A 22,568-nucleotide genomic window follows, 5' to 3' on the forward strand; every position below is an offset into this window, starting at 1 on the left:
TTTCTTCGGTAACTCACCACAAGCCCCAGACAAACTAAATCAAGCCTGAGTCAGGACACAGCAAAGATTTTTTGAAAGAGATTATATTTTCTTCAGTTTAAGTACTATCTTAAATCAATTAACCTTGCTAATATCAAGCTGAAATAGTATTCGGGCACTTTGCAATACAACCCATTAATAAAAATAGTCAGAGGGAAAAACTATGACTTTAGTATCTGATCTTGTTTTGCTACAAGACTTAACATCGTCATCTGATGAGAATTTAATCCAGCTTAAAACCGTACTTCCTGCGACGGTAAATCGCTTAACCAACCCGACATTAGAAAAGATATTTGGTAATGACCTGAAATTTGGTATTGCCTCTTTCAAGGATAAGCCAATACTGCCTTTTGGGGGTTACGCTGACTATGTATATCAAGCAGAAGTCGCTTTGACAAATAATGTCACAACCGTTAAAGACAAAATCTTTGACTTTCAAGCTTTTGGTGGCAATGATGGGTCAGAATCACAATTAGATGCACTCTTGTTCGCAGCTTTAGATAGCGGTGGCAGTCTTGGTTACAGAGTAGGTTCATTTCGTGTTGTTATAGTAGCCACCGATAGTATTTATCACGTTGCCGGCGATCGCGCAGCAGCTATTCCAAGTGATACTATTGCCAATAATGGAGATGGGATAGCTGATGCTTATGAAGATTATCCACAGATCGGACAAGTAAAAACTGCGCTAGAAGCAAATAACATTATTCCAATTTTTCTAACTACGAGTAATGTTGCAGCCGATTACGAGACACTAGTTACCCAGCTTGGTCGAGGTGGTGTACTGACTCTTGGTTCTAAAAGTGAGAATCTTGCTGATCTCATAAAAGAGGCAGTTGCTCGAGCTAGAAATGTAATCAGTACTGATGTCGCTACAACCAAGGGAGACGATACCTTTAGTTGGGGGGATTTTTCGGCTGGCAATAAGGTTATTTTTGCTGGGGATGGTGATGACAGTATTTCGCTTTCTGGTGTTATTGGTAATCATTACATTGATGGGGGGGCAGGTTGTGACATCCTTGTTGGTGGAGCTGGTGCAGACAAAATAGATGGGGGTAGTGATGACGACAACCTTCTGGGGGGCAAAGGTGATGATATTCTTTTTGGCAGTAGTGGCAAAGATATTCTGATCGGGAATAAAGGCAACGATTACCTACAGGGAGATAGTGGGGACGACTTACTAGAAGGAGGCGCTGGCTCAGATAAGTTTGTATTTGCAACAGGATCAAAGTTTAATATTAGGGAACTCGGAGTTGATACTATTAGTGACTTCACTCCTGAGAAAGACAAGATCCAATTATCTAAATCTACCTTTACTGCTCTAAGTAACTCAGTCTTCCCGACTAAATTAAATTCCGCAGACTTTGCCACAGTGACGGACGATACTTTAGCTGCAAGTAGTAGTGCAGCGATCGTTTATAATAGCGCAAATGGTAGTCTTTTTTATAACCCTAATGGTTCGGCAGATGATTTTGCTGAGATTAATTCCGGGGGTAAATTTGCACAATTGGATGCTACCTCTTTCCCGGCTCTAACTACCGCTAGTTTTGAAGTAGTTTTTTAAGGAGGCAGTAGGAAGAAAGTAGAAATTCTTTGTGTCTGATTTTGAGTCCGGCATTTTGTAACTCATCTAACTGAAAAGTGCTTTAACAAAAAAAGGAGGCTATCAACAGGGGCAAATTAATATTAATCTATATTTTTCTAAAATCAATCATTGTCTGACGATAAGCATCTGGCAAACCTGTATCAAAACACTTGCCTTTAACAACATATCCTGTCATTCCCTCTTCCTGACGCAATTTTTCCAGACAAGATGTTAACTGAAATTCACCTCGTTCTCGGAAATTTTGGTTGATATGTTCTGCTAGAAAGTCAAAAATTTTCGGCGTTAGTAAATATAAGCCAAATATACCTAAAAAATCATTTTCTGAAATTCCCTCTACACGTAAATGCTGTTGTGCATACTCAATAGTAGGTTTTTCATAGAGTTGTGTAACTGACAAAATCGAGTTTACCTCTTGCCAAACTCCTGTTATACACCCAGCTTTATGAATAATTTCTGTTGGCATTGTAGTTAAGCCAACAACGTTTTGATTAACTTGTTCGTAAACATCTAAAACTTGGCTAGCACAAGATTTTTCAATGTCAGATGCATAAATGTGGTCGCCCAACATGAGCAAAAAAGGCTCATTTTGTACCCAATCCTTGGCACAAAATACTGCATGACCATAGCCTAATTGTTCCTCTTGTAACAGAATGGTAATTCTGCTACCTAAATCTTCGAGATATCGGCTATATTCTTGATTTTGTGGAGAAAGTTTTTCTAAAAGTTCTTTTTTGGGTGGTTTTTTCAAGAAATCTGCAAATATTTCTTTGTCATCTGGCTGCACCACAATCCCCACTTCTGTAATTCCAGCACTAATTGCCTCTTCAATAATTGCAAGAATCACAGGTTTTGCCCTACCATCTCGATCAATAATCGGGAAAAGTTCTTTTTTGACAACTTTAGTAGCTGGAAACAAACGAGTCCCGAAACCAGCTACCGGAATCACAGCTTTTTTAACTTTATTTTTTTGCATAAGCAGTTCATCACCCCAACTTCTCAAACAATTCCCCCAACACCACATTAGAAAACAAAAACCCTTGGGGATCAATCAAACGCAATCTTCCCTCTACAATTTCCACCCAACCTTTCTCAAAATACAATTGCAAATACCTGCAAATTTCCTCCACCTTCGCTTCACCATAAGCTGCCGCCAACGCCGCCAAACTCAAACCCTCTGCCAAACGCAACCCCAACATTAACGTTTCTAACAATACTTCCTTTGGGGGGGTAACATCACAATCAATGACACCGCCAGCTTGTACCCACTGGTAATACTCCTTAGTTTTGCGCGGACGAGTGAATCGTTTCCCCTCAACATAACTCGCCGCACCCATACCAAAGCCATAATAAGGGCGGTTTTCCCAATACACTCGATTATGCCGACACTGATGACCAGGTTGAGCATAATTAGAAATTTCATAATGCTCATAACCGGCACTAGTTAAAACCTGCTGACCCATCTGGTACATTTTGACTGTGGCTTCATCCGTAGGTAAAGGAGTATCGCCAGGTTTGTAATAACGACCAAAGGCTGTACCTGGTTCGATGGTAAGATCGTAAATGGAAATGTGAGTCGGTGCGATCGCTACGGCTTTTTCTAGGGAATATTGCCATTGATCTAAAGACTGATGCGGCAATCCAGAAATTAAGTCTAAGCTAAATACGGGAATCTCGACTTGGTGGATTAGTTCCACAGCTGCAAAAATATCTTCAACTGAGTGCGATCGCCCCGCCCTTTGCAATAATTCTCCTTGAAAGGCTTGTACACCCAAACTTACCCGGTTCACGCCTGCATTGCGATATCCTGCTATGTGGGCTAAATCAAAGGTGCCTGGGTCAATTTCCATAGAAATCTCTGCCCCAGACGCAATCCCAAAATGCTTCTGTAGCTCTGTGACTATCCGTTGTAGCTGCTCTATTGAGAGCAACGAAGGAGTACCACCGCCGAAGAAAATTGTCTTTAGGGGTTGACCAAATGCTGGTGTAATGGCAATTTCTTGACATAGCACCTCAACATATTGGGAAATAGTACCAGATGTTTCGCCCCGCAAGCGATCGCCTACAACAGAGACAGGGAAATCACAATAAAAACACCGCCGTCTGCAAAAGGGAATATGCACATAAGCAGAACTCGCAATTCCAGAAATACTAAATTTTTTACTCATTTTGAGAAAAGTTTTAAGTTAATCCAACTGCGAATTAGAGACAATGAAAATAAGTAGTTTATTTACAAGTTTTTGTCTTTTTACAACAAAACAATGAAAAATATTAAGATAAAATCCTTTGGTTATAATAATTGCAGATATTGTCAGCCTAAACCCTTAGTGTAAGTCAATATTGATGAGTTTATCTTACCGATGAAATAAAAAATACTTAACTTTATCGGTTAACACAGTTGCAGGAAAACAAGACAACCATGCTTGACGCCATTATTATTTTCTCATTTATCTTAGCAGCGTCGGGAATAGGGTTCTACAGCATTGAACTACTACCCAATGGGGCGCTAGATCAGGTAACGAATCTAGAAGCTCTACGCTTAGTTGTTGCCGTCTTTGCCGCTATTATTGGTGGTGCGATCGGGCTGAGTTTCCAGACGACATATCGTCGCCTAGAATCACAAGTCAAAGAAATGCCTCTAGAAGTGATTTTAACTCGTGCGATCGGCTTAGTGATTGGGTTATTACTAGCCAACCTGATGCTAGCCCCACTATTTTTGCTCCCGATCCCGGCGGATTTTGGATTTATTAAGCCATTGGTGGCAGTTGTTGGTAGTATTATCCTCTCCGTTACTGGCATGAATTTGGCAGACACCCACGGGCGAGGCTTATTGCGGTTCATTAATCCCAACACCGTTGAATCGATGGTAGTGGAAGGAACATTAAAACCAGCCAATACCAAAGTTCTAGATACTAGCTGTATTATTGATGGTCGTATTGAAGCCTTACTAGAAACAGGGTTTTTAGAAGGGCAAATTCTTGTACCGCAGTTTGTCTTGCAAGAACTCCAACAAGTCGCGGATGCTAGCAAAGACCAAAAGCGTGTACGGGGAAGGAGAGGACTAGAAATTCTCAACCGTATTAAAGAAGATTATCCTGATCGCATCCTGATTAATGCAGTTGACTACGAAGATATTCCCACAGTGGATGCCAAGTTGGTGCGCTTCGCCCAAGAAATTAGCGGCACATTGCTAACCAACGACTATAACTTGTCTAAAGTCGCCAGTGTTCAGAAAGTACCTGTTTTGAATGTGAATGATTTAGTGAATGCCGTCCGTCCCAGTTATTTACCTGGCGATAACCTGGATTTAAAAATTCTCAAGGAAGGCAAAGAACCCAGTCAAGGCATTGGCTATCTAGATGACGGCACAATGGTAGTCGTTGAAGAAGGTAGCAATTATGTGGGTGGTGAACTGCGAGTAGTAGTTACCAGTGCTTTACAAACTACAGCAGGAAGAATGATTTTTGCCAAACCCCAAGCTTCAGCATTGGCGTGAAACAATGGGATGTTTGTTCAATGCGAATGACACTTGGTAATCGGTGCAGTCAACCTGCACCGATTATTTATTGATTGGAATCACGAGACTCACTTACCTGTAAATACTGTAACTGCTCAATTGATAACCCTGTGACTCTGCCGATTTGCTCTAATGGCATACCAGTACTAAATAGATTTCTTGCCACTTCGAGTAACGCTTCAGCCTTGCCTTCAGCCTTGCCTTCAGCTTTTCCTTCTTGTAGAATGTCTTGATAAATCGCTGACTCGCGCATAATATCTGACCTCAAAACTCGTTTAATAACCTCTTTCTCTAATACTAAACTAGCTAAAATCGCTGTAGAAGCAGCAATATTACTTTGAGTTCTTAATTCTGTAATAGCGTTAATTTCGCGTGCCACTTCATTAAGTATAACTTCTGGTTCAATTGTACTGCTTAACACCGCCAAAGGTAAAAGTCCAGGTGTTCTCAAAAATACTTCAGTTGGTTGTTCCCAAAGTCTGATAACTGCAAATTCATGTCGTGTCCCAGCAATTGTAAATGTATTTTGTTGCACCAAATTTGAATTTGTCTGCTTGAGGTAAATTACGACTTGATGCATTGCTTTGTCTGGAAAGCGGCGATATACTCGCAATCGATAGTCAATCATCCGAAAAGGAATTTCCGCATCGACTTGGGTTTGAAATTCCAAATGCAATATGCTTTGCTCCGACTGCAACAGAATTAGAGCATCAGCCCGAATGGGTTCGAGAGATAATTCTTTTGGACTTAGTTCTGTTAAATTAATAGATTCGCCTAATAACCATGTAGCGAAGTCACTGGAGAAGTTCTCAACTAAAAACTTACAGATATTGTCAAACATCTGAATTAGTGTAGTTGGTGCAGATGGGTTCGCATGATGCTGGAAACCTATCTAATACATTGTTTGTATATTGTGTACGACTATATGTCCATAATTCCATCAAACTAAAGTCTACGGCTACACAAACAGAGTTATAGATTAGCAGGCTAATTATCTTATGGTCATTTACACAAACATCATATAACTAAAAGTGACTTTTATTTTAGGGCTGATTTGTTGATTGCGTACATACCTTATTTAGCAGCATCGTTTTTTTAGAATTTATACGGCTTAAAGGTGCTAAGAGTGCAAAAGCGTTAATCCCAAAATATACGGTTGCAGTATTGATTATTGCTATACCAAAAGCTAAAACCGATCTTGATATCGTAGACGACTACGAACAACCACTATATATTTTGTAAATCAGACAGGATGCTTAACATACAATAATAGTGCTATGCCTTTGTAGTTAGAAATTTTAATAAACCACGAAGGCTTAAAAAAATCACAAAGCCGACTTTTGCAACATAACCGTATTTGATGGCTAAATCAATTGTTTCAACAAAACGGCTCGGCAACCAGTTAATCCATTGGTTGCTTGAAGAAGACCGACGAGAGAAAAAAGGGCCTTATCGCAAAGAAGAAGCACATCGCCAGCATTCTTGGTGGCAGGTTATGTGCTTGACTGGTGTAGATTATTTCTCGACCCTTGGCTATCAACCAGGGATTGCAGCACTGGCAGCTGGCGCTCTTTCTCCTATAGCTACCCTGATTCTGGTTTTGCTGACGCTCTTTGGAGCGTTGCCAATCTATCGGCGCATTGCTGCCGAAAGCCCTCATGGTGAAGGGTCGATCGCAATGTTAGAGCGTTTACTTCCCTGGTGGCAAGGCAAATTACTTGTACTGTGCTTACTTGGCTTTGTGGCAACTGACTTTATTATTACCATTACCTTGTCAGCAGCTGATGCCACAGCCCATATCATCGAAAATCCGCTGACACCAATTTGGCTTCACAATCAGACGATCGCAGTTACCCTGATATTAGTTGCATTACTAGGTGCAGTTTTCTTGAGAGGTTTCCGAGAAGCCATTGGGATTGCAGTGGTTTTAGTGGGAGCTTATCTGCTATTAAACTTCATTGTCGTTGGCGTCGGTGTGTATCAGATATTAACTCACACAGAAGCGATCGCTAACTGGCAAACTGCACTTTTTGCACGCCATTCTAACCCTTTGATGCTAATCGGCATCTCTCTCATCATCTTCCCCAAACTAGCACTGGGATTGTCAGGTTTTGAGACTGGTGTTACCGTTATGCCTCTGGTTAAAGGCAGTAGTAACAGCACTTCGCAGCATTCCAAAGGGCGGATTCGGAATACACGCAAGTTGCTCACCACTGCTGCTCTGATTATGAGCTTCTTTCTGCTTACCACCAGCTTTATAACCACTCTACTGATTCCAACCGCAGAATTTGCATCGGGGGGCAAAGCTAATGGACGGGCCCTTGCTTATTTAGCACATCTGTATTTAGGCAATGCTTTTGGCACAATTTACGATTTAAGTACTATTTCTATTTTGTGGTTTGCAGGTGCATCTGCAATGGCAGGGCTGTTAAATATCGTGCCTCGCTACCTACCACGCTATGGCATGGCACCGAATTGGGCACGAGTAACCCGACCTTTAGTGTTAGTCTACACAACAATCGCTTTTGTTGTCACAATTATCTTTAAAGCAAGTGTAGAAGCCCAAGGTGGAGCTTACGCAACTGGTGTGCTGGTGTTGATCACCTCAGCTGCCTTTGCCGTCACCCTATCAGCCCACCGTCACCGACAGAAGCGGGCCAGATTCGTTTTTGGCATCATTACACTGTTATTTTTATATACCACCATTGTTAATATCATCGAAAGACCAGAAGGGATTAGGATTGCTGGGTTTTTCATCGGTGCGATCATTTTTACCTCGCTGGTTTCTCGTGTTTGGCGTTCAACAGAACTGCGAGCAGAGCGGATCGAAGTTGACGAACTTGCTAGCCAATTCTTTGCTGAAGATAGCCAGGGAACAATACGACTGATTGCAAATCGGTTGAATACGGGCGATGTCCTAGAGTATTTTATGAAAGAGAAAGAGGTACGCGAAGACAATCATATTCCACCCAACGATCCAATTCTGTTTCTAGAAATTCATGTATCCGATGCTTCGGAATTTGCGGATGTGATCGTAGTAAAAGGGGTACAAGTTGGTGACTATCGCATCCTCCGGGCTGAAAGTGCAGCAGTACCCAATGCGATCGCCGCTTTACTACTTTACATTCGCGACCAAACAGGTAAGATTCCCCATGCTTACTTCGGCTGGGTTGAGGGAAATCCCATACAATACCTATTGCGTTTTATCTTGTTTGGCGAAGGTGACATTGCTGTAGTTACCCGTGAAGTACTGCGGCGAGCTGAAAAGAATCCCGAGATGCGACCTGGTATTCATGTTGGGGGTTGATTGAGGAGTGCTGAGTGCTGAGTAAATTAAAATCACTCAGCACTGTTTCATTAACAGAGTTCTTTTTTCTCCTTGTTCCCTTGTCTTATAAAGGTGCGGCAAATAAATCAAGTTTGAAGAAATTGTCTTAAAATTTATGTAAATATGAGTCGCTCAATCTGAGATTAACTTTAAAATTATTTAGCTTTTTAGAATGCCAGACGCGGAAAAGTTCCACAACCAGCTGGCTAATCACAAGCTGCTGCATCGGCAAGTTAGTAAAAAGGCAAATTCTTCGCTAGTAGCCAGTGGAGAAGAAGGAATGGTGCTTCAGTTGGCTGATGGCACTATCCAGGCTTGTAATACCGCTAGCGATCGCATTTTGGGACTGACCGCAGAACAGCTTGTGGGGCAAAATTTCCTCGATCCCAAGTGGCAATTTATTCATGAAGATGGCTCTCCTTTACTCAGTGAAACTCACCCTGCGATCGTTGCCCAAAATACAGGTAAACCTTGCTTAAATGTGGTGTGTGGCTTTTATAAGCCAAATGGTGAGTTAGTCTGGCTCTTGTTGTCCTCGCAACCTCTGTTTCAAACTGAAGCAAGTAATCTGTATGCGATCGTGACAACTTTTTCGGATATTACGGCATCTAAGCACGCCCAGTTCGCGGATGACTGTAGTTGTGAACAAGATACTCAACAAGTTGATGCAGATGAATTTCAGACACTGTGGGATAGTCACCGTTTGTTTCAACAAATTGCTGGGACTCTTCCAGGGATCATCTACATTTATGACCTAATTGAGCAGCGAAATTCTTACGTTAATTACGAAATTGCCCAAGGTTGGGGCTACACACCACCAGAAATTCAGGCGATGGGAAAGGAGTTATTTACCCAACTTTTACACCCTGAAGATTTGGCTCGACTCCCTAGCTATTTTGAAAAATTTAATTCTGCTTATCAGGGTGAAGTCCTCAGCTTTGAATACCGAATTCGACACGCTAATGGAGAGTGGCGCTGGTTTTGTAGCTATGACACTGTACACAGCAGAACTGCTGATGGATTGCCGCAATATCTTTTGGGAATCGCTTTTGATATTACAGAGCGACGATACATAGAAATTTCCCTACGGCAAAGTAACGAAAGGTTTGAACTAGCGGCGGCGGCGGTTAATTGCCTCATCTATGACTGGGAAATTGGCAGAAATACTGTGGAAAGAACTCAGGGACTAACCCAGGTTTTTGGCTACACACAACAAGAAACCGAACCTACTTTCCAGTGGTGGCAAGAACGCATCCACCCCGATGACCAACAAAGAGTTAATGACCAATTCATGGCTAGTATGGCCAATGGAAACCGTTATGGCATCGAGTATCGAGTGCGTCACAAAGATGGTCGCTATTTGTGGGTGAAAGACCAGGGGTTTGCAGTTCGGGATGCAAATGGTCAGGTACATTAGGGTAGTTGGTGCTAGTACTGATATTACCGAACAGCAAGCTGCCCTATGGGAACGTCAAAAAATTGAAACAAACCTGCGCGAGAGTGAAGAACGGATTCGGTTGGCCACTAATGCTGCTGAACTGGGTATGTGGTTTTGGAATATCACCACCAACGAGGTAATTTGGACAGACAAATGTCGGCAGCTGTTTGGAGTGTCCTTAGAAGTCGAAATCAGCTTTGAGCTTTTCCTTAACTGTGTATATCCAGAAGACCGCAAATGCATTCATGAAGCGATCGCCCGCTCTATTGAGGAAAAAATTGAGTGTGATATTGAATACCGCATCCTTTGGTCTGATGGTAGTATTCATTGGATTTCTGCTAAAGGTCGCGTCTTTTATGATGCCGAGGGTCAGGCAGTACGGATGATGGGAACTACCCAGGATATTACCCAGCGGAAACAGGTAGAAAATAATTTGCGCCAGCGCGAAACTCAATTAAGGCGGTTAGTAGATTCCAACATTATTGGCATTATGTTTGCCACTCCTGATTACATTACTGAGGCGAACGAGGCTTTTTTAGAAATGGTGGGTTATACACGAGAGGAACTTTTAGCGGGTAAGATACGCAGACAACATATCACCCCACCTGAATATCATGCTCTCGATCGGCAAGGGATAGAACAACTTTTAACGGTTGGGCTATTTACTCCCTTTGAAAAAGAATACATTCGTAAGGATGGTTCCCGTATTCCGATACTAATTGGTGGTGCCTTGGTGGAGAGAGATCCCGCATCTTGGATCTGTTTTATTCTTGACCTAACCCCCAGGAAGCAATTAGAAAAGGCACTCAGGCAACAAGCAGAGGAACTCAAACAGGCAAACCGGAATAAAGATGAGTTTCTCGCTATTCTCTCCCATGAATTGCGATCGCCCCTCAACCCGATTTTAGGGTGGTCATCGCTACTCAAAAGCCGCAAATTTGATGAAGTGACTACAAGTCGTGCTTTGGAAACCATCGAAAGAAATGCTCAATTGCAGATTCAATTAATTGATGAGTTGCTGGATGTCTCCCGAATTATTCGCGGTAAGTTGAACCTGACTTTTGCCACTGTTAACCTAGTAGCTGTAATTGATGCTGCATTAGAAACAGTCCGGTTAATTGCCGAAACCAAATCTATCCAGATTAAAGTACAAGTTGACCCCAAGGCTGGTAAAGTGTTGGGCGATTACTATCGGTTACAGCAAATTGTAGGGAATTTACTCTCGAACGCAGTTAAGTTTACTCCCTCTCGTGGTTCAGTGGAAGTCAGCTTATCATTGAGTGGTGAATTAACTTCCCACTCAGCAATAATTCAAGTTAAAGATACAGGTCAAGGTATTTCCCCTGAATTTTTACCCCACGTATTTGAATATTTCCGTCAAGCCGATAGCAGCACAACCAGGAAATTTGGCGGACTGGGGCTGGGATTGGCAATAGTTCGTCACTTAGTAGAGTTGCATGGCGGTACTGTAAGAGCAGCCAGTCCAGGAATTGGACAGGGAGCAGTTTTTAGTGTCAGACTGCCCGTGATGAAGGACAGTGAGGGTGCAGGGGAAGCAGGAGGAGCAGGGGAGAAATTTAACTCGTCAGTTCTGCGTGGACTACGGGTATTAATTGTCGATGATGATGTAGACACACGGGATTTTCTGCACTTCTTGCTACAACATAATGGGGCGTTGATAACTGCCGCAGCATCGGTAAATGAGGCGCTTGCAATTATATCACAGGCTGTACCTAATTTATTAATCAGTGATTTAGGAATGCCAGAAATGGATGGCTACAGCTTGATTAAGATGCTCAGAGCCATGCCTAAAGAGGAGGGCGGGGAAATTCCGGCGATCGCTCTTACCGCCTATGCTGGAGAAAGCGATCGCGATCGAGTTTTAGCAGCTGGTTTTCAGAAACATATTGCCAAACCAGTACAACCAACTGAATTACTCACCTCGATTGCAGATTTGCTAGGGCAAAATCATGGCTAAAACTTGCGATCGGATGTTATGTAGAGTCAATAATCGAGAAAGTGGTTAATCCAGCAAAATCAACAAAACTTAATCTAACTCTCGCCGTCCTTCCAACGCCCTCGCCAAAGTAACTTCATCTGCGTACTCCAAATCGCCACCCACAGGTAAACCAAAAGCAATCCGCGTCACCTTGGTAAATGGTTTCAATAGCTGACCGATATACAGGGTTGTTGTCTCCCCTTCTACACTCGGACTAATTGCCAGAATTACCTCTTGAGGTTTTTGCTGACTCACCCGACGCTGCAAAGCTAGTATATTCAACTGATCTGGACCAATTCCATCAATTGGCGAAATCACCCCGCCCAAAACGTGATACTTGCCTTTGTATTCGCGGGTTTTTTCCAGCGCAATCACATCACGAGGATCTGCAACAACACAGATAGTGCTATTGTCACGGTTGGCATTGCGGCAAATTTCACAAACAGGTTCAGCAGATAAGTGAAAGCAAACAGAACACAAGCCTATCTGTTTTTTTGCCTCAACTAAAGCTTGTGCCAAAGCTTCTACTTCTGCTTCTGGTCGCTTCAAAATATGCAAAGCCAGTCGTTGGGCACTTTTGGGGCCAACTCCCGGTAGGCGTTGCAATTGTTCAATTAACCGTGCTAAAGGGCGTGCGTAAACCGTTGTCTTGTCTCCAGAATGTTTTCACTTTAACTATGATGACATTTTTTGAGTACTTCCATCAGGCGCAACACTTCCAACTCGCGATCGCTAAGTTCTGGATTTTGCAGCCACTCAAGATATATGGTTGTTTGCTGTGAACTGCCCAAATCGCTTTCATTCTTAGTTTTCAAGCACGCCCTAGCTAAAACTTATCCTAACCACTCAGGATTTTTGGCTGTACTATCAAATTGGTTAGTAGTTTTAAACAGTTCATACTGACCTTTAAGAGCAGCTTGGCGAGTCCGATTTAGTAATGCTCTAACTTGTTCCTGGCTCATGGGTGTAAAAGTACGTACTGCCTCGAAAGCCTGGTTTAAGATGGGCATACTTTCAATGCCTGTAATCACTGTTGAAGTTGGCAGATTCATTGCGTAATGCAGACATTCGATCGGTTTGACCACATTGCTTTTGAGAATGTTTTGGTCGCCCATTGATTTCATCCCCAATACAGCAATTCCATCTTGAACCAGTCTGGGTAAAACTTGCCTCTCAAAACTGCGGAAATGGGCATCCATAACATTTAACGGCATCTGCACTGCATCAAAACGGAAGTTGTTTTGATTGGCAACTTCCAACATTCTCAGGTGTACCAAAGGGTCTTTGTGTCCAGTAAACCCTATGTAGCGAATCTTGCCAGCTTTTTGTGCTTCCACCACTGCTTCCATCGCACCACCAGGGGCAAAAATCCGGTCTGGGTCTTCCATACGAATGACTTCATGATGCTGCAACAAATCAATGTGGTCTGTTTGTAAACGTTTTAAAGATTCATCAATTTGTTTAGCAGCAGCCGCCTTTGTGCGACCGTCGATTTTAGTCATCAGAAAAGCTTTTTGACGATAACCATTTTGCAGAGCTTTACCCATGCGAATTTCGCTACCTCCATTATGGTAATCCCAGCTATTGTCCATAAAATTAATCCCGCGATCGAGAGCAGTACGGATCAGATTAATACCCTCTTGTTCATCTTTTGGTCTACCAATATGATGACCACCTAAACCAATTACAGATATTTGTTCTTTGGTGCGTCCTAGTTGCCTGTAGAGCATTTCCCCTTTTTTAATCTGGAGTGGGGTAGACTGATTTTGCGCTAAAACTTGTTTGGTTAAACCTTGTAAAGCAAATACCCCGGCTCCACCTAAACCAGAAGCAGAAACTACCTTCAGTAAATTTCGTCTGCTAATATCCACAATTTTATCCTTTTGCCACAGTATGAGAACTTGCCTTCATAGCTTTGCATGGAGCTAAATTCGCTGCTTCTAACTGTTGAAGGATAAAAGCAGTGAGGTAGAGATAGATTTTTGATAGAGCGAAGGTAATAGAAAAATCTTCCATCGCTGTGTAAGCAGAAGAAGCATTGGAGACATCGGCAGCAGAGGAAGAATCTGATATAGGACTCCTATTTGATTTTTAAACAAGATTCAGTACACATCTATACCCTTCTTTTCTGTTCCCTGTTCCCTATTCCCTGTTCCCTACCTACGCAGATAATTTCAGGAATCAAATCGGATTACTATATAGCGTTTCCTGATATTGTTTCAGTGGTTCAAATGTCAACTCAAACACAATACCTTAGTCCGAAAGTTTTCTTTGAGAATTGTTTCTAAATGTTGGCAAATATTATTTGTATTTCTAAATATTACTGGCAAGATTTCTAAACATTTAGTGTGTCGTTCAGGAGTTGATAGAATCCAGAAAATTCCTTTAGAAAAATCGTAATTTTAAACTTGATTGCGATAATACATTTAGGTAACTCAAATCTGTTTATCCTAAACTATTAAACGCCGTGTGCAGACTTTCTCTCAGACCTAACCCCCAACCCCTTCCCTACAAGGGAAGGGGAGCAAGAATCAAAGCCTCTCTCCGTTTCGGGGAGAGGAATGGAAGTGGGGTTTCAAGAATAAGTTGCACATCGCGTCATTAAAGCTCCCCGTACTAAACATGAGTAGAGTCAATGACTGCTTCATCACCAGAAAATTCAATTAGCTCATCAAGTACTCATACTTTAGATATAGCTAGGCAAGAGTATCAATATAACTACACCCATATTCCATCTATTGCGATGCTAGATCGGCTTTCTATTGCCGAAGAGTTCGCTACTAACTGGTATTTTTTATTAGCCCAGCAGTTACGAGTTGTGTTTATTAATACCTTGATTGTCAACAGAGGCAATCAAGGTTCTAAATCGATTCGTGATGATGTCGAAAGGTTTATTTTAGAAGCCTTTCTCAAGGGAGCAGTACCAGCAAAAATCAGTATTCTGGCAAGAATCCTGCAAATTATCCCTCAGTTTTTGCTCAAAAGCATATCTAAAGATGTTAGAGAACTCGACGATCTTTTTTATTCTATTTTGAAAGAAAACGGACTTGTAATCCTCAGAGATGCCCTAAATAGGATAATTAACCTTCTATATGAAGGACAGCCTACAGGACATGCAACCAGTCTCAAGGACTATGAAAATTTGTTTCCAGTGATTGGTGTACCAGCGATCGCTAAAACTTACCAAGAAGATGAAGTATTTGCCTATATGCGAGTGGCTGGCTACAATCCCGTCACGATCAAGCGGGTAAATACTCCAGGCGATCGCTTCCCAGTCACAGACGAACATTACCAAGCAGTGATGGGAACTGACGATTCATTAGCAGCAGCCGGACTTGAAGGCAGACTCTACTTAGCTGACTATAAAATTTTAGATGGTGCGGTCAACGGTACATTCCCACACGAGCAAAAATATCTCTATGCTCCCCTAGCACTGTTTGCCTTACCCAAAGGCTCAGACCCCACCCGTCTATTGCGTCCGATAGCCATTCAATGCGGTCAAACCCCAGACCCAGATTATCCAATTGTTACCCCTAACTCCGGTAAATACTCTTGGCTTTTTGCCAAAACAATTGTCCAAATAGCAGATGCCAACTACCACGAAGCTGTTACTCATCTAGCAAGAACTCACTTGTTAATTGGTGTTTTTGCGATCGCCACCGCTCGACAACTACCACTCACCCATCCTCTAAGAATTCTACTGCACCCGCATTTTGACAGCACTTTAGCAATTAACGATGCCGCCCAACGGATTCTCATAGCTCCAGGCGGTGGTGTCGATAGATTACTCTCATCATCAATCGACAACTCTCGCGTTTTAGCAGTGCTAGCCTTGCAAAGCTATGGTTTTAATAGCGCCATCTTACCTAAGCAATTCCAACAGCGCGGTGTAGACGATCCCAACCTCTTGCCTATTTATCCTTACCGGGATGATGCACTATTAGTCTGGGATGTCATTCATCAATGGGTTGCAGACTACCTGAATCTTTACTACACCAAGGATGAAGACATTCAAAAAGACAGAGCATTGCAAGCGTGGGCAGCTGAAATCTCAGCTTACGATGGTGGTCGCATCCCCGATTTTGGCGAAGATGGGATCATCAAAACGCGCAATTATCTAATTGATGCCACTACGCTGATTATTTTCACTGCCAGCGCCCAACACGCTGCGGTTAACTTTCCGCAAAAAGATTTTATGGGCTACGCCGCAGCGATTCCAATGGCAGGTTATTTACCAGCCTCAACTCTCAAAAGAGAAGTTACTGAGCAAGACTACCTTAATTTGCTCCCTCCCTTAGATCAGGCGCAACGGCAATACAACCTACTCAGCTTGTTGGGGTCTGTGTACTATAACAAGCTGGGCGAGTATGAGCAAGGATACTTTACAGACCAAAAAGTAAAACCATTCTTAGAAGCATTCCAAAGTAATCTTCAGCAGGTAGAAGATACCATCAAGCAACGTAATTTACACCGTCCACCCTATGAGTATCTACTTCCTTCTAAAATTCCTCAAAGCATCAATATCTGAATTAGAGACAAATGACAAATGACCTATGACAAATGACTCAAAATAAATACTATGACACTTAAAGATAAAGTCCTCAAAGGTCACGATCGCCAGCTTTGGCTTGCACCTATACTAGCCAAAGTAGGTTATGACACTGCGATCGGCAAGTTTCTACGCTTGATTTTTTATTACATGGATGCGTCAATCATGCTCAACGCATGGCGGGACTTTCTCTACATCCGTAAAGACAATATTGGAGACAAGTATTTTGCAGTAGATCAAGCAATTATGCATTCCTCTCACTCGCAGGTGAGAGAACTAATGCAAACCCAACCACAACTGCGGGGAAATGATTTAGGCATCATCAGAATATTAGCTCCTAGCTATCTGTTGGATAATCCTCTGAGCTTGGGAACAAACGGTAACGAACACACAGGACTACGTACTGTAATCTTACAAGCCTTACCGGAACCATCTCAAAAAATAGACTTTTTAGGGGATTTAGTAGAGCAAAGCCTGTTAGAAGCTGCTAAACAAGGCAAATTACACATCGGCAACGATTTGCCAAAGATTATGCTGTCGATTTTGCACCAACTAGTTTTTCAGATATCTTTATCTGAGGAAGAAATCACAGCATCCAATAGTTACATTAAAGGCTTGGCTCTTGCATCCTTGCCTAATTTTATCAGCAAGTATCTGCTGGCAATATTAACAGCGCCAAAAATTCGGCATCGTCAATATTTAACTAACCGATATAAACAATCAGCTAAATGGGCATCTTACTTTGAAACAGGCGCTCAGTATCAGTTGAACGAACACCAAATCGCTAATACCCTTTTTGATATGATTCATATCGCTGGTACTGCCGGCACGAGTGCGCTTTTAGGATCAGTTATTGGTGTTCTTTGCTTAGATAATACTCTCAGAAATGATGTAATGTCAGAAGTGAATGCAGTCTGGAATGGTAAGAAAACTTTAGACTCAGACGCTCTAGAACGGTCAACACTTCTCAATCAAGTGATTCTAGAAACAGCTCGTCTCTATCCACCTGTGCGATTTGTTAGCCAACTGACCACTGAAGCCGGTGAAGTCGAGATTGGAAAACAAAAATGTCCATTCCAAAAAGGTACTCGCTTGCTTGGCTCTATTCTTACAGCTAATCGGGATGCCAATAGATACCAAAATCCAGATGATTTTGACCTAACACGAAATTTTTCAGATATCTTATCTTGGAACGGCGAAGGGCACGAGCGAGCCTGTCCTGGTACATCGTTATCAATTGGCTTTATCAAAATTTTCTGTTTACATCTGTTTCACAACTATCAATGGGACTCAATTACAGAAGTCAAGTGGGATTTTGAAAAAGTGACTGCCGTTACTCCTAATAATTTGGTACTACAAGGTTTTGCTCAACGACTGTGAGTAAGAGACTTCAAGTAGGGGCGCACAGGGAGCATCTCACCTTTGCAAATATACCAGGCGATTAGAAATCGCGGCTACACAAACGTTCGCGTAGCGTCTCGCAGAGAAGTCCGCCTACGCGGACTCAAAGGATTTGAAACCCACGGAGGTGGGTTTTGTTTGTATAGCCGCGATTTCCATTCGCTAGGGCAAACGTGTTTTTACTCATCTTTTCTCTGACTCGGTTCGTTAAAAATTTAGGTATTCTTTTAGCTGAAAGGAAGTAATTACAAATTATATGGCTGAATTAATTGAAAAAAAGCAACTTAATAATATTGCAACCTGGATGATTCCAATTAAAGAAACAAACTTACCATCTGTCCTTAAAGGTGTATTTTTTATGGATGGCAATCCACTGCCAGATACTTGCATTACTATGTACAATTTAGAATGGGATATACAGAATAAAGCTTTGCTTTTACCGATATTTGCCCCGTTACAGTGGACTTTTCATGACTCGATTGCTGGCTGGATATTACTACGTTTAATTCAATGGTTTAAAGTAAGTTACAAAATTCAGTTTGAAGATGAAACTTTGCAACAAGCTCAAGTCACACCTGTTTTACTAGGAATATCAGTTCCAAAATCGATTGTCAGTTTCACAATGTCCCAAGACAAAAATTCTCTCAATGGAGATATTTGGCACAGAAAAAACGTTTGGTTCGGCGGACTTTCTCGGGCTGGTGAGTATACTCTCCGTAGGGTTGTTGATAAAGATGGTTGTTATACTCCTGCTTTTAACGATATGCTTACCAGAGTACAAAATGAATGTTTAGTTATTGGACACTAATTAAATTGATCCGGCTCATGTTAGTCAGCTAAAGCTTACAGCCTTGTCGCCCTACTATCACTAACTTTAAATAGAGATTTAATTCTTTTTTGATTTCTGTTTTTGCCGATCTGAAATTGCATTTTTTGTACTCAAAATTCCCAAAGCCAGCAACCCGAATATGACAGAGGGTTCTGGAACAGAATTAACTCGACGGAATTCAATGGGTGTGGCCACAAGTAAATTGCCTTTCTTGTCAAAAATTTTGTCTAAGGAGTCGATGCTACTTTGCTCAATAGTTATATCAGAAACTACTTTGAAGCCATTATTGGTTGTACAGCCATTGGGAGCGTTATTCCCAATGTAGCTGTTCTGCTCCCAAAATAATTGCAGATTACAGGTGTTATTCTCAACATTGTTAATACTAAGCTGTCGCCTAGACTGAGAATGATTGCATAACCCGCGTACAGTATTTTCATTTAAAAAGCTGCTAATACTTAGATTCACAGCCGAATTTCCTTGATTAAAAGAATAAAGGCGTAGCCGCTCAAAACCTGGGCTTTCTTGCTCTAGATAAACGTTCTGTGTTTCAGCCAGAAGATTAGTACCATCCAGTTGTACATTACAACTTGATATAGTAATTAATGGCACAGAGGGGCTATTAGCAACCTGTTGAGCATTATCAAAAAAACCAGTGAACCACTGTGCTACTTGCTGAACCTGTGTCTTAATTGGTGGCGCACTGGTATCAGCATGGCTTTGTTGAATAAATGAAAATGTAGTGACAAAGAATGTCAAAATTGATACTTTGACTAAATGCATAGAGGTTCGGATTCCAACAAGAGCAGATTACAGACTTATGGATAAATAATTTACACCATCAAGCCCCATTTTCCCTCATGAAATAAATCTCTTAGCTGTTGGCTAATAACTCTTGTGTCATTTTCCAGATTAAGCAAGTAGTAAATAACTTCAATTATCCAGATTAGCCACTCAGTTTAAACTCAAAGAGAACCTATCAATTAGTTAGCTATTATACGCAAATATCAAAAATTCAGTGCCTTCATAGATGAACTCTGCCATCTTGCACATACCCATCTTTTGATGTGCCTGAAGTGATGCTTTGTTATTTGCCTTGATGAACAGTATTCCTTCCCGCTTTGGTAGAAAATCTTTCAACTTAGCAAACATTACCGCAGCAATACCTTGCCCACGCATAGTTTCATCAACACAAATGGGGCCATACAAGTAAGCATCTTTTGTACCAGGATAGGCTTGTAACATCACCGTTATAATTGGTAAATTAGCAGTTGTCTTTGACCAACTGAGTAAGAATCCTACAACTTGATCATTTTTTCGGGCTACAACGCTCGGCATTTGCGAGATAGTCATCATCACAGCCTCTGGCTCAAGATGACCTAACAACATACCATCATGTTCTGCGTCATTGGCTTGGGCCAACTTGACGATTCCAGTAACATCACTGGGGCTGGCACGGTCAATCACTACATCATTGAGACACATACCTGGTTAATATAAATAGGAGAAAGACTTGGATCAAAAGAATTTTCTTTTAGAAGAATAACAGAAATGACTTTAAGATTGACTACTTTACTTTATAAGCCAGTAGTCTTTATGATATTTCTCGTTCAGTTTCAGTCAAAATTTTAACTAAACCTCCTATGCCCACCGTTGCGATTATCTATTTTTCTGGTGCAGGTCATACTCATCTTATGGCCCAAGCTATTGCTGAAGGTGCAAGTAAAGTTAAAGACACCACTGTTGAACTGCTACGGATTACTGGAGAGCAGATAGTCAATGGTCGTTGGAAGAATGATGAGGTAATAGCAACTCTCAATCAAGCTGATGCAATTGTTTTTGGCTCTCCTACCTACATGGGTGGTGTTGCGGCTCAGTTCAAGGCATTTATTGATGCTGCTAGCGAAGTTTGGTTCCGACACGGATGGAAAGATAAAATCGCTGGGGGTTTTACCCATTCCAGCTCTCCCAGTGGCGATAAACAAGGTACACTCCTCTATTTAGCTACCAATGCAGCCCAACATGGCATGATTTGGGTAAATGTGGGAGACTTACAAAGCTTTTTATCTGGTAAAGATGATGGGGTAAATCGATTAGGAGGATTTCTAGGTGTAATGGGTCAAAGTCAACTCGACATGAGTGGCAAAGAACCAGTGCTAGATTCGGGCGATTATCTGACTTCACTACGCTTTGGGGAACGCATTGCAGAGGCAACTAAACGTTGGGTTAAGTAGTTTTTGACACTTGTATTTGGTTATAGCATCCTTGTATTTGATAGAAAATTCAAAGAGTCAAAGTTGTACTAAAGTAGCGATCGCTTGCAACAGGCAGTACACTGCTACTATGCTAAAACTTCCAGAATGCGTAGGCGTAGCCCACCGTAGGCATCGCTGTTTTTTCTACTAGTAAGAGTGCTTTTCTAATGGGAATACTTTATATATAGTAATTCCAACAAATAGAACAATAGAACTCCTGTAGTATGAGCTACTGTACCAATATTGATTGCCTACGTCCCCAAAATTCTAACACTTCTCGTTTTTGCAATAGTTGTGGTCAGGAATTATTACTTAAACAGCGATATCGTCCACTCGCCGTCATTGGAAGCGGTGGCTTTGGGAGAACATTTTTAGCTATTGATGAACATCTTCCAGATCAACCAAAATGTGCGGTCAAACAACTATGTTTTCAAAAGGAAAATACTGAGATTTGGCATAAAGCAGTCAATTTATTTCATCAAGAAGCGCTTCGTCTCAATGAACTAGAACACTCTCAAATACCCAGATTACTAGCGCACTTTGAACAAAATCAAAAGTTTTATATCGTTGAAGAATTAGTCGATGGACAAACACTCGCACAGGAATTAAAAAAACAAGGAGTTTTTCAAGAACCGCAAATTTGGGAGATATTAAAAAGCTTATTGCTCACATTACAATTTATCCATTCCCGACAAGTAATTCACCGAGATATTAAACCGGAAAATATTATGCGCCGTTCGGGTCGAGGAGACCTGGTTTTAATCGATTTCGGAGTTGCTAAATTAGCCAATAACATGAAGCAACTTCGTACAGGCACCATAGTAGGTAGTCCAGAATATATCGCTCCCGAACAAATGCGAGGAAAGGCATTACCAGCCAGCGATCTTTACAGCTTGGGTGTAACATGTATTTACTTACTTACCAATGTTTCTCCCTTTGATTTGTTCGATATTGCTAACGATCGCTGGGTATGGCAAGAATATTTACCAGCAAACAATACTGTTAGCGTTCACCTTGGTGAAATCTTAGATAAACTTTTACAAAATGCTGTTTCGCAACGCTTTCAATCGGCAACAGAAGTTTTACAGATACTGGAGCAACAACCAAAGAAATTGCTAAATATTTCTAATTATCGTACAGTAAATACTATTGATTATACACATTTGCGTGATTTATTAGCAAAAGGAAAATGGGAATTAGCAGATCGAGAAACTTGGGAACTAATGTGTCAAGCACTAGCAAAGCCTAGAGGTAGCTATATATTTAATAGTGATCTTGAGAAACTTCCCTGTCAAGATTTGCAAACCATTGACCTTTTATGGGTGAATTACAGTCATAAACGCTTTGGTTTTAGCATACAGACACTTATTTACAAAAACGTCAATGGAGACTATGGAGTTTTTTGTAATCAAGTTGATTGGCATACATACAATTATAGTTATGCAAATTCAGAATTCAATTTTAGTCTCAAAGCACCAATCGGTCATTTACCGTCACGTATTTGGATTGGTGGTTCTCAACCGTGGCGCTACCCTGATGCTTTAGCTGTAAAATTAGCAGCTTGTGGTATTAGTTAGTTTTGATCAAAAAGATTGTTGAATAATATTACTAATAAA

18 protein-coding genes are annotated in these 22,568 nt (G+C 41.4%); 10 read left to right on the forward strand and 8 right to left on the reverse strand.

Features of this window, described 5'->3' with window-relative positions:
- Window positions 1-202 precede the first annotated feature (202 nt).
- Entirely contained in the window at window positions 203-1,600 is a 1,398-nt protein-coding gene (locus tag HWQ43_RS06720; RefSeq protein ID WP_292731500.1) for a hypothetical protein, read from the forward strand.
- A 127-nt stretch (window positions 1,601-1,727) separates the two neighbouring features.
- On the opposite strand, the gene HWQ43_RS06725 is transcribed toward HWQ43_RS06720, so the two are convergent.
- Entirely contained in the window at window positions 1,728-2,615 is an 888-nt protein-coding gene (locus tag HWQ43_RS06725) for a UTP--glucose-1-phosphate uridylyltransferase (protein WP_292731502.1), read from the reverse strand.
- Window positions 2,616-2,625: 10 nt separating this feature from the next.
- Window positions 2,626-3,807, reverse strand: coding sequence for a radical SAM family heme chaperone HemW (gene hemW, locus HWQ43_RS06730; RefSeq protein WP_292731504.1), 1,182 nt, complete (start codon window positions 3,805-3,807; stop codon window positions 2,626-2,628).
- A gap of 251 nt (window positions 3,808-4,058) precedes the next feature.
- Here hemW and HWQ43_RS06735 point away from each other — a divergent pair, with 251 nt between their 5' ends.
- A complete protein-coding gene (locus HWQ43_RS06735) occupies window positions 4,059-5,135 on the forward strand; it encodes a PIN/TRAM domain-containing protein (protein ID WP_069072181.1) in 1,077 nt (358 codons plus the stop codon).
- Between the two features lie 67 nt (window positions 5,136-5,202).
- Here the strand turns inward: HWQ43_RS06735 and HWQ43_RS06740 are convergent, their stop codons facing one another.
- Window positions 5,203-5,997, reverse strand: a complete 795-nt coding sequence (locus tag HWQ43_RS06740) for an Rpn family recombination-promoting nuclease/putative transposase (protein ID WP_292731506.1) — start codon at window positions 5,995-5,997, stop codon at window positions 5,203-5,205.
- Between the two features lie 519 nt (window positions 5,998-6,516).
- On the opposite strand from HWQ43_RS06740, the gene HWQ43_RS06745 reads away from it, so the two are divergent.
- The 3 genes from HWQ43_RS06745 to HWQ43_RS06755 all read left to right on the forward strand — a co-directional run bounded on the left by HWQ43_RS06745 (window position 6,517) and on the right by HWQ43_RS06755 (window position 11,900).
- A complete protein-coding gene (locus tag HWQ43_RS06745; protein WP_292731508.1) occupies window positions 6,517-8,463 on the forward strand; it encodes an amino acid transporter in 1,947 nt (648 codons plus the stop codon).
- A gap of 193 nt (window positions 8,464-8,656) precedes the next feature.
- Window positions 8,657-9,901 (forward strand): bifunctional diguanylate cyclase/phosphodiesterase, encoded by a 1,245-nt coding sequence (locus HWQ43_RS06750; protein ID WP_292731510.1) that lies wholly within the window; start codon window positions 8,657-8,659, stop codon window positions 9,899-9,901.
- Window positions 9,885-11,900 carry a PAS domain S-box protein gene (locus HWQ43_RS06755; protein ID WP_292731512.1) on the forward strand — a complete coding sequence of 672 codons (2,016 nt, stop codon included), beginning with the start codon at window positions 9,885-9,887 and terminating at the stop codon, window positions 11,898-11,900. Before HWQ43_RS06750 ends, HWQ43_RS06755 begins: the two co-directional genes overlap by 17 nt.
- A gap of 69 nt (window positions 11,901-11,969) precedes the next feature.
- On the opposite strand, the gene recR is transcribed toward HWQ43_RS06755, so the two are convergent.
- From recR to HWQ43_RS06770, 3 genes are all read right to left on the reverse strand, one after another.
- Window positions 11,970-12,527 (reverse strand): recombination mediator RecR, encoded by a 558-nt coding sequence (recR, locus tag HWQ43_RS06760; protein ID WP_292731513.1) that lies wholly within the window; start codon window positions 12,525-12,527, stop codon window positions 11,970-11,972.
- Window positions 12,528-12,592: 65 nt separating this feature from the next.
- Window positions 12,593-12,736: a hypothetical protein gene (locus HWQ43_RS06765; RefSeq protein WP_292731515.1), complete on the reverse strand. Its 144-nt coding sequence runs from the start codon at window positions 12,734-12,736 to the stop codon at window positions 12,593-12,595.
- 18 nt (window positions 12,737-12,754) lie between these two features.
- Window positions 12,755-13,792, reverse strand: coding sequence for an aldo/keto reductase (locus tag HWQ43_RS06770; protein ID WP_292731517.1), 1,038 nt, complete (start codon window positions 13,790-13,792; stop codon window positions 12,755-12,757).
- 764 nt (window positions 13,793-14,556) lie between these two features.
- Here HWQ43_RS06770 and HWQ43_RS06775 point away from each other — a divergent pair.
- The 3 genes from HWQ43_RS06775 to HWQ43_RS06785 all read left to right on the forward strand — a co-directional run bounded on the left by HWQ43_RS06775 (window position 14,557) and on the right by HWQ43_RS06785 (window position 18,679).
- Entirely contained in the window at window positions 14,557-16,449 is a 1,893-nt protein-coding gene (locus HWQ43_RS06775; protein ID WP_292731519.1) for a lipoxygenase family protein, read from the forward strand.
- 51 nt (window positions 16,450-16,500) lie between these two features.
- Entirely contained in the window at window positions 16,501-17,850 is a 1,350-nt protein-coding gene (locus tag HWQ43_RS06780) for a cytochrome P450 (RefSeq protein ID WP_292731521.1), read from the forward strand.
- Between the two features lie 277 nt (window positions 17,851-18,127).
- Entirely contained in the window at window positions 18,128-18,679 is a 552-nt protein-coding gene (locus tag HWQ43_RS06785; RefSeq protein ID WP_292731523.1) for a hypothetical protein, read from the forward strand.
- Window positions 18,680-18,757: 78 nt separating this feature from the next.
- Here the strand turns inward: HWQ43_RS06785 and HWQ43_RS06790 are convergent, their stop codons facing one another.
- Together HWQ43_RS06790 and HWQ43_RS06795 are read right to left on the reverse strand one after the other, a co-directional pair.
- Complete coding sequence (locus HWQ43_RS06790) at window positions 18,758-19,480, reverse strand: CpcT/CpeT family chromophore lyase (RefSeq protein ID WP_292731525.1); 723 nt, start codon at window positions 19,478-19,480, stop codon at window positions 18,758-18,760.
- Between the two features lie 204 nt (window positions 19,481-19,684).
- Window positions 19,685-20,182 carry a GNAT family N-acetyltransferase gene (locus HWQ43_RS06795; RefSeq protein WP_292731527.1) on the reverse strand — a complete coding sequence of 166 codons (498 nt, stop codon included), beginning with the start codon at window positions 20,180-20,182 and terminating at the stop codon, window positions 19,685-19,687.
- A gap of 158 nt (window positions 20,183-20,340) precedes the next feature.
- Between HWQ43_RS06795 and HWQ43_RS06800 the strand changes: the two genes are divergently transcribed.
- Together HWQ43_RS06800 and HWQ43_RS06805 are read left to right on the forward strand one after the other, a co-directional pair.
- Window positions 20,341-20,931: a flavodoxin family protein gene (locus HWQ43_RS06800; protein ID WP_292731529.1), complete on the forward strand. Its 591-nt coding sequence runs from the start codon at window positions 20,341-20,343 to the stop codon at window positions 20,929-20,931.
- Between the two features lie 245 nt (window positions 20,932-21,176).
- Window positions 21,177-22,529, forward strand: coding sequence for a serine/threonine-protein kinase (locus tag HWQ43_RS06805; RefSeq protein WP_292731531.1), 1,353 nt, complete (start codon window positions 21,177-21,179; stop codon window positions 22,527-22,529).
- The last annotated feature ends 39 nt before the right edge of the window (window positions 22,530-22,568 follow it).

It is taken from the genome of Nostoc sp. JL31, from assembly GCF_017114965.1.
Classification (GTDB): Bacteria; Cyanobacteriota; Cyanobacteriia; order Cyanobacteriales; family Nostocaceae; genus Nostoc; species Nostoc punctiforme_A.